The 12,150-nt window shown below is 72.9% G+C and carries 11 protein-coding genes; 2 read left to right on the top strand and 9 right to left on the bottom strand.

Annotated features, from left to right (window positions below):
- The first annotated feature begins 90 nt into the window (after window positions 1-90).
- Window positions 91-780: a hypothetical protein gene (locus H305_RS53220; RefSeq protein ID WP_051370357.1), complete on the top strand. Its 690-nt coding sequence runs from the start codon at window positions 91-93 to the stop codon at window positions 778-780.
- Between the two features lie 267 nt (window positions 781-1,047).
- On the opposite strand, the gene H305_RS0104325 is transcribed toward H305_RS53220, so the two are convergent.
- The 7 genes from H305_RS0104325 to pdhA form a co-directional block, all read right to left on the bottom strand.
- Window positions 1,048-2,028 (bottom strand): NAD(P)H-quinone oxidoreductase, encoded by a 981-nt coding sequence (locus H305_RS0104325; protein ID WP_028799334.1) that lies wholly within the window; start codon window positions 2,026-2,028, stop codon window positions 1,048-1,050.
- A gap of 98 nt (window positions 2,029-2,126) precedes the next feature.
- A complete protein-coding gene (locus H305_RS0104330) occupies window positions 2,127-3,233 on the bottom strand; it encodes a potassium channel family protein (protein WP_078628865.1) in 1,107 nt (368 codons plus the stop codon).
- Between the two features lie 92 nt (window positions 3,234-3,325).
- Window positions 3,326-4,690: a molybdopterin molybdotransferase MoeA gene (locus H305_RS0104335; RefSeq protein ID WP_028799336.1), complete on the bottom strand. Its 1,365-nt coding sequence runs from the start codon at window positions 4,688-4,690 to the stop codon at window positions 3,326-3,328.
- Window positions 4,687-5,664, bottom strand: a complete 978-nt coding sequence (locus tag H305_RS0104340; RefSeq protein ID WP_028799337.1) for a DUF6457 domain-containing protein — start codon at window positions 5,662-5,664, stop codon at window positions 4,687-4,689. The genes H305_RS0104335 and H305_RS0104340 overlap by 4 nt, the downstream gene beginning before the upstream one ends.
- Window positions 5,665-5,743: 79 nt before the next feature.
- Complete coding sequence (locus H305_RS0104345; protein ID WP_028799338.1) at window positions 5,744-7,183, bottom strand: dihydrolipoamide acetyltransferase family protein; 1,440 nt, start codon at window positions 7,181-7,183, stop codon at window positions 5,744-5,746.
- On the bottom strand, window positions 7,183-8,187 hold the full coding sequence (locus H305_RS0104350) for an alpha-ketoacid dehydrogenase subunit beta (protein WP_028799339.1): 1,005 nt from the start codon (window positions 8,185-8,187) through the stop codon (window positions 7,183-7,185). The genes H305_RS0104345 and H305_RS0104350 overlap by 1 nt, the downstream gene beginning before the upstream one ends.
- Window positions 8,184-9,344, bottom strand: coding sequence for a pyruvate dehydrogenase (acetyl-transferring) E1 component subunit alpha (gene pdhA, locus H305_RS0104355; RefSeq protein WP_028799340.1), 1,161 nt, complete (start codon window positions 9,342-9,344; stop codon window positions 8,184-8,186). Before pdhA ends, H305_RS0104350 begins: the two co-directional genes overlap by 4 nt.
- A 189-nt stretch (window positions 9,345-9,533) precedes the next feature.
- Between pdhA and H305_RS0104360 the strand changes: the two genes are divergently transcribed.
- A complete protein-coding gene (locus H305_RS0104360; RefSeq protein ID WP_028799341.1) occupies window positions 9,534-10,019 on the top strand; it encodes an Lrp/AsnC family transcriptional regulator in 486 nt (161 codons plus the stop codon).
- Window positions 10,020-10,040: 21 nt separating this feature from the next.
- On the opposite strand, the gene H305_RS0104365 is transcribed toward H305_RS0104360, so the two are convergent.
- The gene (locus tag H305_RS0104365; RefSeq protein ID WP_028799342.1) at window positions 10,041-10,631 is read right to left on the bottom strand and encodes a TetR/AcrR family transcriptional regulator; all 591 of its coding nucleotides are present in this window, start codon (window positions 10,629-10,631) and stop codon (window positions 10,041-10,043) included.
- A complete protein-coding gene (locus tag H305_RS0104370; RefSeq protein WP_028799343.1) occupies window positions 10,628-12,142 on the bottom strand; it encodes a 3-hydroxyacyl-CoA dehydrogenase in 1,515 nt (504 codons plus the stop codon). Before H305_RS0104370 ends, H305_RS0104365 begins: the two co-directional genes overlap by 4 nt.
- Window positions 12,143-12,150: the final 8 nt, after the last annotated feature.

Below are 12,150 nucleotides of genomic sequence, written 5' to 3' on the forward strand. Positions count from 1 at the left end.
CTCCGTCGAGATGCCGTGCGCACCGCGTCATGTGAGGCTGATCCCGTCCGACTTCCGCGACCCGTACCGTACCGGGAGGGGGTCACCGGTGTGACTCCATGGCTTCGAACCCTGCACACGGCCGGACTGCTGCTGGTCATCCTGACCGCCGCCGGCCACCACCCCTCGTACGCCGCCGCGCCCGTCCCGCACGCGCCCGGCCCGGCCCCGTACGCCGCCCCCACTCCGGACGGCAGTGCCTCCGCGCCCCGGTCCGGGGACCCCACGACGCACGCCACCGCCTCCGCCTCCGCGTCCAGGTCCGCGGACCCCGCCGCGTCCACCGACAGCCCAACGCCGCGCGCCACGAGGTCCGCCCCGAGCGCCGACTCCTCCCGCGCGGGGAGTCTGGCGGGCGAGGGACGTGTCCGCCCCGGGCGTCCGGACCCGGACCCCTCGGACGCCTCCGACACCGAGGACACGGGGGACACGGAGGACACCGACGAGACCGGGAACACCGCGGACGAGGACACGGAGCACACGTACGGCGACACCGACACCGACACCGGCGCCGACACGGACCCGAGCGGCGATCCCGAGGCCGCCGTCCCGGACAGCTCGGCGGCGGGCATCGCCCCCGAGCCGTCACGCAGCGAGGCGGCGTCCGAGCCGCAGAACGTCGCGCACCCCGCCCCCGAGTCCGAGCCGGTGCTCGAGATCCTGCCGCTGGGCAGCGGTCTCATCCTCATCGGCCTCGGGCTCGGCCTGGCCTTCCTGGCCCTGCGGGTCCGCGTCCGCTGAGACGGGCTCCCACGGCGCGGGGCCCCGCACGAGGCGCGACCCGTATCGCGGAACCTCGCGAGGCGGGCCGGTGCGGGCCCGGCCGAGCGGGAGGTGACCCGAACGGCGGAGCCCTGCGGGACGAGCCCGTGAACGCCGCGAGCCCCGTGAAACGGGACAAGGTCCGTGACCAGTACGGTCCTCGTGAGCGGCACAGGGTCAGTGGGCGACACGTGCTCCGTGAACGGCAGGAGCCCCGTGACGCGCCCCGCGCCGGCCGAGTGGTCGCTAGGAGGCCACGAGCAGCACCTTTCCGATGTGCCCGCCGGCCTCCAGGACCCGGTGGCCCTCCGCCGCTTCGCTCATCGGCAGCTCACGGTCGACGATCGGCCGTACGTGACCGGAGTCGATCAGCGGCCACACATGCTCCCGCACCGCCGCCACGATGGCCGCCTTCTCCCCGAGCGGACGGGCGCGCAGCGAGGTCGCGCTGATGGCGGCACGCTTGTTGAGGAGCGTGGCGATGTTCAGCTCGCCCTTGAGGCCGCCCTGCATGCCGATGATCGCGAGCCGTCCGTTGACGGCGAGGGCCCGCACGTTCCGGTCGAGGTACTTGGCACCCATGTTGTCGAGGATGACATCGGCGCCCCCACCGTCCGTGGCCTGCTTGATCTCCTCGACGAAGTCCTGTTCGCGGTAATTGATCAGGATGTCCGCGCCGAGTTCGGCACAGAAGTCGAGCTTCTCCTTGCTGCCCGCCGTCACCGCGACCCTCGCGCCGACCGCCTTCGCCAGCTGGATCGCCATGGTGCCGATGCCGCTGGATCCGCCGTGCACCAGCAGGGTCTCGCCGGGGCGCAGGTGGGCCACCATGAAGACGTTCGACCAGACGGTGCAGGTCACCTCCGGGAGCGCGGCGGCCTGCCGGACGTCCAGGTCCGCGGGCACGGGCAGCAGCTGCCCGGCCGGCACGACGACCTTCTGCGCGTATCCACCGCCCCCGAGCAGCGCGCACACCTCGTCGCCGACCGCCCAGCCCGAGACGCCGGGGCCGAGGGCGACGACACGGCCCGAGCATTCGAGTCCGGGGTACGGGGACGCCCCGGGCGGCGGGTCGTACAGGCCCTGCCGCTGCAGCAGATCGGCACGGTTGACGGCGCTGGCCGCCACCTCCACCAGCACTTCTCCATCGGCGGGTACGGGGTCCGGGACCTCGCCCCACACCAGCGCCTCGGGCCCACCAGGTTCAGGAATCGTGATCGCGTACATGAGGGGGACGCTACTCCTCGGGAACGCGGCGGCGCGGCTCGGCCGCGGCGCGCGGCGTCACCGGACCCGACCGGCCGTCCGGGCCGGGTGCCGGCGGCTCAGGTCCGCGGCAGCGGCCGGATGTCGGGGGTGACCCGGGTTCCGGGGGTGGCCCGCGCGATGGTGATGAGACGGTCCGTCAACTGGAGGGCTCCGACGGCCGGATCGTCGTAGCCGAGCACCCGGTGTCCCCGTACGACACTCACCACCAAGTCGTCCGTCTCGCGTACACCCTTGCCCACCTCGGCCTTTATGACCGGCCGTTCGACGATGTCGAGGCCGGTGCCCTGCTGGATGAGGTCCTCCATGACCATGCCCGCGGCGGGGCTGAGCACCGAGAGCCCGAGCAGTCGGCCCGCGGCGCTGGCGCTGGTGATGACGGCATCGGCGCCGGACTGCTGGAGCAGCGGCGCGTTCTCCTCCTCCCGCACCGCTGCGACGATCTTCGCCGAGCGGTTGAGCTGCCGGGCGGTCAGCGTGACCAGTACGGCGGTGTCGTCCCGCTGGGTGGCGATGATGATCTGCCGCGCCTTGTGGACCTCCGCCCGCATCAGCACATCGCTGCGCGTCGCATCGCCGATCACTCCGGCGTAGCCGTCGGCCGTCGCCGCCTCGATCACCCTGGAGCTCGGGTCGACGACCACGACCTGTTCCTTCTTCAGCCCGGTCGCACAGACGGTCTCGATGGCCGACCGTCCCTTGGTCCCGAAACCCACAACGACGGTGTGATCCCTCAAGGCCGCCCTCCAGCGGTTCAGCCGCCACTCCTCACGGGTCCGTTCCGTGAGGACTTCCAGCGTGGTGCCGACCAGGATGATCAGGAACAGCACACGCAGCGGCGTGATGACGAAGATGTTGGTGAGCCGGGCGGCGTCGCTGACCGGGGTGATGTCGCCGTATCCCGTGGTGGAGAGGGTGACGGTCGCGTAGTACAGGGCGTCCAGGAAATCGACGGAGCCGTCCGAGCTGTCGTTGTACCCGTCCCTGTCCGCCCAGACGATCACCGCCGTGGCGATCAGCAGCGCCAGAGCCATCGCCAGACGTTTGACGACCTGGCGGATCGGGCGTTCCACGACTTTCCGCGGGAGCTTCACCCGATGGGTCACGAGATGTTCGCCCGCCTGGCGGGCGATCGCATCATGGCCCGGTAGTTTCACGTGAAACACACCCCGTTCGGTCTCATCGGAACCGCCCCCCGTCTCGGGCTCTTCGGATCTGCACGCCGCTCGCGTTCACCGGAACCGGATCCCGCCCGGAGTCATGTGACGCACACGTCGATACCCGCGGTTGCCCAGGGCAGGTCCAGGAGTTCGAGCTCCTGCCCCGCCCGTGCCCCGCCCGGCGGGATCACGGCGAGGGCGTCGGACGCCGCGATGCCCCGCAGCATCGCCGGGCCGTTGTAGTGCAGCGGAGCGGCCCGGTCGGCACGCAGCGCCACGGGGACGAGCCGGGTGTCGTACGGGTGGCCGTGCACGGCTTCCTGGAGGGGCAGCGTGTAGGGCTCGGGGGCCACGCGTCCGGCAAGGGTGCGCAGCAGGGGTTCGGCGAGCGTCAGGAGCCCGGAAACGGCGGCCAGGGGGTTGCCGGGCAGGCCGACGAGATGCTGGTCCTCCTTGGTACGGGCCAGCAGCATGGGATGACCGGGGCGCACCTTGACGCCGTCCACGAGCAGTTCGGCACCGATGCGGTGCAAGGTGGGGTGCACGTGGTCGACAGGACCCGCGGCGGTGCCACCGGTGGTGACCACCAGGTCGGCCGAGGAGCCGGTGATCGCCTTGTGCAATGCCTTGGCGTCGTCGCCGAGCCGGCGCACCGCGACGACCTCGGCGCCGAGCGCCCGCAGCCATGGCGGCAGCATCGGGCCGAGCGCGTCCCTGATGCGCCCCTCCTGGGGCAGCCCCGAAGAGAGCAACTCGTCCCCGAGGACCAGGACTTCGACGCGTGGGCGGGCAACGGCGGCGAGCGTGTCGTATCCGGCGGCCGCCGCGAGACCCAGCACGGCGGGGGTGATCACCACACCGGCCGGGAGCAACTGGTCGCCCGTACGGCACTCCTGGCCACGCGGGCGGATGTCCTGCCCGTGCACGACTTCCCGGGTCGCGAACAGCCGGCCCTTGTCGTCGATCCGCCCGTGCTCGCTGCGCATGACGGCCGTGGCGTCCTGCGGGATACGGGCCCCGGTGGCGATCCGCACCGCTTCGCCGTCCGTGAGCGCCTCCGGCTCCGCCTGTCCGGCGAGCACCCCTTCCTCCCGGACCTCCCAGGGCCCGGGTCCCGCGACCGCCCATCCGTCCATCGCGGAGGTGTCGAAGGAGGGGAGGTCCGTGAGCGCGGTGAGGGGGGCGGCGAGGACGAGGCCGAGCGAGGCGTCGAGGGGCACGGAGACAGGGGTCCGGCGCGGCAGCGCACGGGCGGCGCGTTCGGCGACGACGCGGGCCTCGGGCCAGGGCGTGGCCTTGTGGTGCGCGTCGGACCTGCCTGCCTTCGACCCGCCCTCGGGCACGGGGGCGGGCACGGAACCGGTCCCGGCGGCCGTCCTGGTCTCCGGCTTCACCAGGGCGAGGGCCTCCTCGACATCGAGGTCGTCCGCCTCCTGACTGTCCGGGGTGCGGGCGGCCGTCATCCGGCGTCCGGCTTGGCGTCGGTGGTGTCCTCGTCCGCCCAACGCAGCGCCAGCGCAGCGGCCTTGCGGGCGGCCTCGGCCACCGCGTCCGGGCCTCCACCTGCCTGTGCGGCGGCGTATCCCACGAGGAAGGTGGTCAGGGGGGCGGCGGGCCTGGCCACGCCGTGCGCGGCGTCCCGGGCCAGGTCGAGCAGTGCGCCGGTGTCGACGTCCAGGTCGATGCCCAGCTCGTCCTTGACTACGGAGATCCATTCATCCAACACGTGTCCATGCTCCCTGATGCGTGCCCGTGCGGCGGCGATGTCGTCCCAGGTGTCGCAGTCGAAGGACGCGACCGGGTCGGAGATGCGGGTGAGGTCGAGCGCGGCGACGAGCCGCCGCAGCGGCAGCCCGGTGAGACCACCGTGAGCGGCGGCGAGCGCGGTCAGTTCGCGGCGCAGGGCCGACGCCCGATAGGCGGCGACGAGCGGCTGATCACGCCCGTCGTCATCGACGAGCAGCACGCCGTCCGGCACGGCGGCCTGCGCGGGGGCGGCGTCGGGGCCTCCTGAGGGCGCCGGGGCACCCTCGGGGCGAAGGGCGTCCAGCAGGCGTCCCACCGTCCCCTCGTCGAGGAAGGGCAGATCGGCGGAGAGCACCAGGACGTGTTCGGAGGAGGTGTGGCTCAGGCCCGCGTCCAGCGCCGCGAGCGGCCCCCCGCAGGGCGGGTCCTCGCGGGCCCACACCACAGGACGCGCGGTGGTTCTGGGCTCGGCCACGACCACCGTCGTGGCGGCGTCGGCGCAGGCCGCCAGCACCCGGTCGAGCAGCGCCCGGCCGCCCACCCGCACTCCGGGCTTGTCCGCGCCGCCGAGCCGCCGCGCGCCGCCGCCCGCGAGCACGACGGCGTCGTACGCGGCTACGCGGTAGGGCGTACCCGGCAGTCCGGGGGCCACCGAGGGGCCAAAGCGGCCCGGTGGCTCGTAGGCGGTCATCCCCCGAGTATGAGCGCCCGAAGGATCATTGCCACCCCCGCGCACAGCATGTGGACGGGGATGGCAGACCCGAAAAGCGCTAGAGGGTCCGCAGCAGCACCGCCGGTTGTTCCACGCAGTCCGCCACGTAGCGCAGGAAACCGCCCGCCGTGCCGCCGTCGCAGACCCGGTGGTCGAAGGTGAGCGAGAGCTGGACGACGTGCCGCACCGCAAGCTCGCCCTGGTGCACCCACGGTTTGGGGACGATCCGGCCGACCCCCAGCATGGCGGCCTCGGGGTGGTTGATGATCGGCGTGGAACCGTCGACGCCGAACACTCCGTAGTTGTTGAGCGTGAAGGTGCCGCCCGTGAGGTCCGCCGGTGTCAGGGACCCGGTCCGGGCGGCCTCCGTCAGCCGGGCGAACTCCGCGCTCAGCCCCTCCGCGTCCCGCGTGTGCGCATCCCGGACGACGGGGACGACGAGCCCCCGCTCGGTCTGCGCGGCGAAGCCCAGGTGCACCTGGTCGAACCGGACGACCTCGCGGGCGTCCATGTCGACGGTCGAGTTGAGCTCGGGGAAGCGCGCCAGCGCGGCCGTGCAGATCCGGGCCAGCAGCGCGAGCAGGGAGATCTTCGGACCGCCGGCCGCGTTCATCGCGGCACGCGCCTGCATGAGTCCCGTCGCGTCGGCGTCCACCCAGCAGGTCGCGTCGGGTATCTCGCGACGGCTGCGGGAGAGCTTGTCGGCGACGGCACCGCGGACACCCCGGAGGGGCACGCGCAGGCCGTGCGCGGAGGACGGTGCCCCCGCGGGCACCGGCGCGACGGGCAGGGCCGCCCCGCGGGACGAGGGCGGGGTGTGCAGGATTCCCTCGGAAGCGGCAGCGGGAGACGCCGACGCCGGCAAGGGCGTCCGAGCCCGCCCGCTGCCCGCGCGCAGCACGTCCTCGACGTCCGCCCGCAGGATCAGGCCGTCGGGGCCGGAGCCCGCCAACTCCCGCAGATCCAGCCCGTTCTCCCGGGCGAGCCTGCGGACGAGCGGGGAGATGACGGGGACGGGGCCATCGGCATGCGGGTGCGCGGCCGGCGCCGCCTCGCGGCCCGCCGGAACGGGCGTCCCGTTGCGGTTCCCGCCCGCGGACGGACCGGTGGTCCGGCGAACCGGAGCCGCGCCCGTGGGCGGCCGCACCCTCCTGCGCCGCGCCGGAGGCGCGCCCGTGCCGTACCCCACCAGTACGTTGCCCGATCCCTCGTCGGCCGCGGTGTCGCCGCCGTCCTGCGCGGAGGGAGCCGGCGCGCCCACGGCGACGGTCAGCAGCGGTGCCCCGACGGGCAGTTCCGTGCCCTCCTCGCCGAAGCGGGCGGTGACCACACCTCCGTAGGGACAGGGGACCTCGACCATCGCCTTGGCGGTCTCGACCTCGACGACCGGCTGGTCGATCGCGACGACGTCACCGACCTCCACCAGCCAGCGGACGATCTCCGCCTCGGTGAGACCCTCCCCGAGGTCGGGGAGCTTGAACTCCAGCACCTGGGCCATCAGCTCTCCGCCTCCCATTGCAGGCGCCCCACGGCGTCCAGGATCCGGTCGACGCCGGGCAGGTGGTGCCGCTCCAGCATCGGCGGCGGATACGGGATGTCGAACCCGGCGACGCGCAGCACCGGTGCCTCCAGGTGGTGGAAGCAGCGCTCGGTGACCCGCGCCGCTATCTCGCCGCCGGGGCCGCCGAAGCCGCCCGACTCGTGCACGACCACCGCGCGGCCGGTGCGCCGCACCGACGCGGCGACCGTCTCGTCGTCGAACGGCACCAGTGAGCGCAGGTCGACGACTTCGAGGTCCCAGCCCTCGGCGCGTGCGGCCTCGGCGGCTTCGAGGCAGACGGGAACGGACGGCCCGTATGTGATGAGCGTGGCGCTGCGGCCCGGGCGGCGCACCACCGCGCGGCCGATCGGCTCCACGACCGAGGGCTCGTCCGGGTTCCAGGAGTCCTTCGACCAGTACAGCCGCTTCGGTTCCAGGAAGACGACCGGGTCGTCGGACGCGATGGAGGCGCGCAGCAGGCCGTACGCGTCGGCGACCGTCGCGGGCGTGACGACATGGAGCCCCGGAGTCGCCATATAGTACGCCTCGGAGGAGTCGCTGTGGTGCTCGACACCGCCGATACCGCCGCCGTACGGGACGCGGATGGTGATCGGCAGCGGCATGGCGCCCCGCGTGCGGTTGCGCATCCGCGCCACATGCGAGATCAACTGCTCGAAGGCCGGATAGGCGAACGCGTCGAACTGCATCTCGACGACCGGCCTGAGGCCGTACATGGCCATGCCGACGGCGGTGCCGAGGATGCCGGCCTCGGCGAGCGGGGTGTCCGTGCACCGGTCCTCGCCGAACTCCTTGGCGAGCCCGTCGGTGACCCGGAAGACGCCGCCGAGGGTGCCGACGTCCTCGCCCATGACGTGGACCGCCGGGTCCTCGGCCATGGCGTCACGCAACGCGCGGCCGAGGGCCTGGGCCATGGTGGCCGGTTTCAGGGCAACGGTGGTCATCGGCCGGCTCCTTCGGGCCCGTGGTGGTGCGGACCGTCCGCCTCGGCGTCGAGTTCCGCCCTCAACTGTGCTTCCTGCTCCAGGAGCTGAGGGGTGGGCTGGGCGTAGACGTGGGCGAACAGGTCCATGGGGTCGAGCACCGGGTCCTGGTTCATGCGCTCGCGCAGGTCCGCGGCCATCGTCTCGGCGTCCTCACGGACCTCCCGTACGCCCTCGTCGTCGAGCAGGCCGCGCTCGGTCAACTCGCGTTCCAGGAGCGCGATCGGGTCGTGCGCCCGCCAGGTCTCGACCTCGGCGTCGCCCCGGTAGCGGGTGGCGTCGTCCGCGTTCGTGTGGGCGTCGATGCGGTAGGTCACGGCCTCGACGAGCGTCGGACCGCCGCCCGCGCGCGCGTGGGCGATGGCCTCGCCGAGCACCTGGTGCACCGCCACCGCGTCGTTGCCGTCGACCAGGCGGCCCGGCATCCCGTAGCCGACGGCCTTATGGGCCAGCGACGGGGCGGCGGTCTGCTTGGCGAGCGGTACGGAGATCGCGAAGCCGTTGTTCTGCACGAGGAAGACGACCGGGGCCTGCCACACCGCGGCGAAGTTCAGTGCCTCGTGGAAGTCGCCCTCGCTGGTGCCGCCGTCGCCGACCAGGGCGAGCGCGACCACGTCGTCGCCCTTGAGGCGCGCGGCGTGCGCGAGGCCCACGGCGTGCGGAAGCTGGGTGGCGAGCGGGGTGGACAGCGGCGCGATGCGGTGCTCACGCGGGTCGTACCCGGTGTGCCAGTCCCCGCGCAGGAGCGTGAGGGCCTCGACCGGGTCCAGGCCACGGGCCACGGCCGCGAGGGTGTCGCGGTAGCTGGGGAAGAGCCAGTCGTGCTCCTCCAGGACGAGTGCGGCTGCGACCTCGCAGGCCTCCTGGCCGGTGCTGGAGGGGTACACGGCGAGACGGCCCTGCTTGGTCAGGGCGGTGGCCTGCGTGTTGTAACGGCGACCGCGCACCAGCTCCGCGTACAGCCTGCGCAGCAGGCCCGGGTCGGCCTGCGCGGCTGCCTCGGTGCCGAGGACGCGGTACGGCAGCGCGTCGGGCAGCAGCGGCGCGGGGTCGGTGCGGGGCTGCCAGGCGGGCGGCGGCGTTGGCCGGTAAGCGCCTCGCTGCTCCATGACCGTCATGACGGCACCTCCTCGTGGGAGCGGCTTCGGACGCCTCACGGGTGTGACGCGCCTCACCTACCGATTGTTCGGTCGTCGGCACATTTTGGCTACAGGCGCCGCCAGGCTGTGGACAAACGGTTCTGCACAGCCTGAGATGGACGCAGTACGTCCATGGTAGGGAGGCGGGGGGACATGGCACCTGAACAAATGGCCGAGCCACCGGGGGCCGGCCCGCTCCCGCCGCCCGCCCGACCGCTCGATGCCATCGATCAGGACATCCTGCAGATGCTCCAGGCGGACGGTCGCGCGTCGATACGCTCCGTGGCCGAACGGGTCCATGTGTCGCGGGCCAACGCCTACGCGCGGATCAACCGCCTCATCGAGGACGGCGTGATCCGGGGCTTCGGTGCCCGTGTCGACCACGAGCGCGCGGGGCAGGGCACATCGGCCTACATCACCCTCAAGATCGTGCAGAACTCCTGGCGCACCGTGCGCGAGCAGCTGCGGCTGCTGCCGGGGGCCTCCCACATCGCGCTGGTGGGCGGCGACTTCGATGTCCTGCTGCTGGTGCACACGCCGGACAACAGGGCGCTGCGCGAACTGGTGCTCACCCGTCTCCAGGCCATCCCGGAGGTGCTCAGCACACGCACGCTGCTGGTGTTCGAGGAGGAGGACCTGGAGCCGGAGGGCTGAGCCTCGCGGCACCGGGGGTCCTCAGGACTCCTTGCGCAGTCCGCCGAAGACCAACTGCACGACCGCTTCGGCCACTTCGCGCTCGCCCATGCCCCGGCCGTCCGGCCGGTACCACTCCACGATCGAGTTGATCATCCCGAAGACCAGCCGGGTCGCCAGCCGGACCTCCACGTCCGGGCGCACGTCGCCCTCGGCGGCGGCCGCCTTCAGCAGTGCGGCCACCTGGTGGTCGAAGTCACGGCGCCGCTCCAGGGCCCACCGCTCGGTGTCCGTGTTGCCGCGCACCCGCAGCAGCAGCGTCACGTACGGCAGCTCGGCCGTGAGCACCTCGACCATGCGCCGCACGACGTACTCCAGGCGCTCCACGGCACGCCCCTCGCGCGCGTGCTCCTCGTCGAGGATCCGGAAGAGGCCGTCGAGGGCGCGGCTGACGGCGCGGCGCAGCAGCTCCTCCTTGCCCGCGACATGGTGGTAGATCGAGGACTTGGAGATGCCGGCCGCCTTGGAGAGGTGCTCCATGGAGGTGCCGTCGTAGCCACGCTCGTTGAAGACCTGCACGGCGACGGAGAGCAGCGTCTCCGGCGTGTAGGTGTCGCGCTTGGCGGTGGTCATGAGGTGCCCTCCCGCTTCTCGGTGGCGTACGCGTGGCGGTAGAGCGCGAGGGACGGCGCGTAGCGCCCGGAGGGGTCCCGCTGGTGCAGGTCGTCCAGCAGGGAGCACGCCCAGCTCCGGCCCAGCCTGCGGGACCATTCGAAGGGGCCGAGCGGGTAGTTCACGCCGAGGCGCATCGCCGTGTCGATGTCCTCCTCGGTGGCCACACCCTTGGCGACGGCGTCGTGCGCGAGGTCGACGATCCGGGCCACCGTACGGGCGACGATCATGCCGGGCACGTCCCCGATGACGCTGACGTCCTTGCCGAGCGCCTGGAAGAGGCCGACGGCCTCGGAGAGCGTCCGGGGAGCGGTGTCCTGCGAAGCGGAGAGGGCGATCCGGGTCGCCTTCCGGTAGTCGAGCGCGAGGTCGAAGTAGACGACGTCGCGGAACTCGACCGAGGTCTGGCCGTCGGCGAGGACCAGCTGGCCACCGTCGGGCAGTACGAGGCGGGTCCCGTGGTCCTCCTCGTCCTCGCGGACCTGTATGCCGGCCTCGCGTATCAGGTCCAGGAGCTCCGCGGCGGGGCCCAGATCGCCCTCGGCCACGACGTACGCGGGCGGCTGCGCCTTCTCCGCGGTGTGCGGCTCGGCGGGCCCCGCGCCGTCCCCGTAGTCGTACCAGCCGTGGCCGGACTTGCGGCCGAGCCGGCCCGACTCGACGAGGCGCCGCTGGGCGAGCGAGGGCGTGAAGCGCACGTCCTGGAAGAAGGACTGCCACACGGAGTGCGTGACGGATTCGTTGACGTCCTGGCCGATCAGGTCGGTCAGCTCGAACGCCCCCATCCGGAACCCGCCCGACTCGCGCAGGACCGCGTCGATCGTGGCCGGGTCGGCGGCCTGCGCCTCGTGGACGGCGAAGGCCTCGGCGTAGAAGGGCCGCGCGATGCGGTTGACGATGAAGCCGGGGGTGTCCGCGCAGGCGACAGGGGTCTTCCCCCAGGCGCGGGCCGTCTCGTACGCGCGCGTGGCCGACGTGACGTCGGTGGCGAAGCCGGAGACCACCTCGACCAGCGGCAGCAGGGGAGCCGGGTTGAAGAAGTGCAGCCCGACCAGGCGGCCGGGGCTGCGCAGGGCGCCACCGATGGCCGTCACGGAGAGGGAGGAGGTGTTCGTGGCGAGCAGGCAGTCCTCGCCGACGACGTCCTCCAGCTCCCGGAACAGCTGCTGCTTCGCGTCGAGCTGCTCCAGGACGGCCTCGACGACGAGCGCGCAGTCCGCCAGCTCGGCGAGGTCTCGGGCAGGGCGCAGCCGGGCGCGCGCGGCGTCCCGCTCGGCGCCGGTCAGCCGGTCCTTCTCGACGAGCCGGTCGAGCCGGGCGCCGATCGCTTCGGCGGCCGCCTCGGCCCGCCCGGGAAGCGCGTCGTGGAGCCGCACCGGATGGCCCGCTACCAGCGCGACCTGGGCGATGCCCTGGCCCATGGTGCCGGTGCCGACGACGGCCACGGGGCTGCTGAGGTCGATAGCTGTCATGTGCGCGA

The sequence above is a fragment of the Streptomyces sp. 142MFCol3.1 genome (assembly GCF_000424945.1).
In the GTDB taxonomy this organism is placed as follows: Bacteria; Actinomycetota; Actinomycetes; order Streptomycetales; family Streptomycetaceae; genus Streptomyces; species Streptomyces siamensis.

Bases quoted from the DNA above. Each gene is read 5' to 3' on its own strand.
- H305_RS0104325 (WP_028799334.1), bottom strand. From the start codon at position 2,028: ATGTACGCGATCACGATTCCTGAACCTGGTGGGCCCGAGGCGCTGGTG.
- H305_RS0104335 (WP_028799336.1), bottom strand. From the start codon at position 4,690: ATGACGGCCGCCCGCACCCCGGACAGTCAGGAGGCGGACGACCTCGAT.
- H305_RS0104340 (WP_028799337.1), bottom strand. From the start codon at position 5,664: ATGACCGCCTACGAGCCACCGGGCCGCTTTGGCCCCTCGGTGGCCCCC.
- H305_RS0104345 (WP_028799338.1), bottom strand. From the start codon at position 7,183: ATGGCCCAGGTGCTGGAGTTCAAGCTCCCCGACCTCGGGGAGGGTCTC.
- H305_RS0104350 (WP_028799339.1), bottom strand. From the start codon at position 8,187: ATGACCACCGTTGCCCTGAAACCGGCCACCATGGCCCAGGCCCTCGGC.
- pdhA (WP_028799340.1), bottom strand. From the start codon at position 9,344: ATGACGGTCATGGAGCAGCGAGGCGCTTACCGGCCAACGCCGCCGCCC.
- H305_RS0104360 (WP_028799341.1), top strand. From the start codon at position 9,534: ATGGCCGAGCCACCGGGGGCCGGCCCGCTCCCGCCGCCCGCCCGACCG.
- H305_RS0104365 (WP_028799342.1), bottom strand. From the start codon at position 10,631: ATGACCACCGCCAAGCGCGACACCTACACGCCGGAGACGCTGCTCTCC.
- H305_RS0104370 (WP_028799343.1), bottom strand. From the start codon at position 12,142: ATGACAGCTATCGACCTCAGCAGCCCCGTGGCCGTCGTCGGCACCGGC.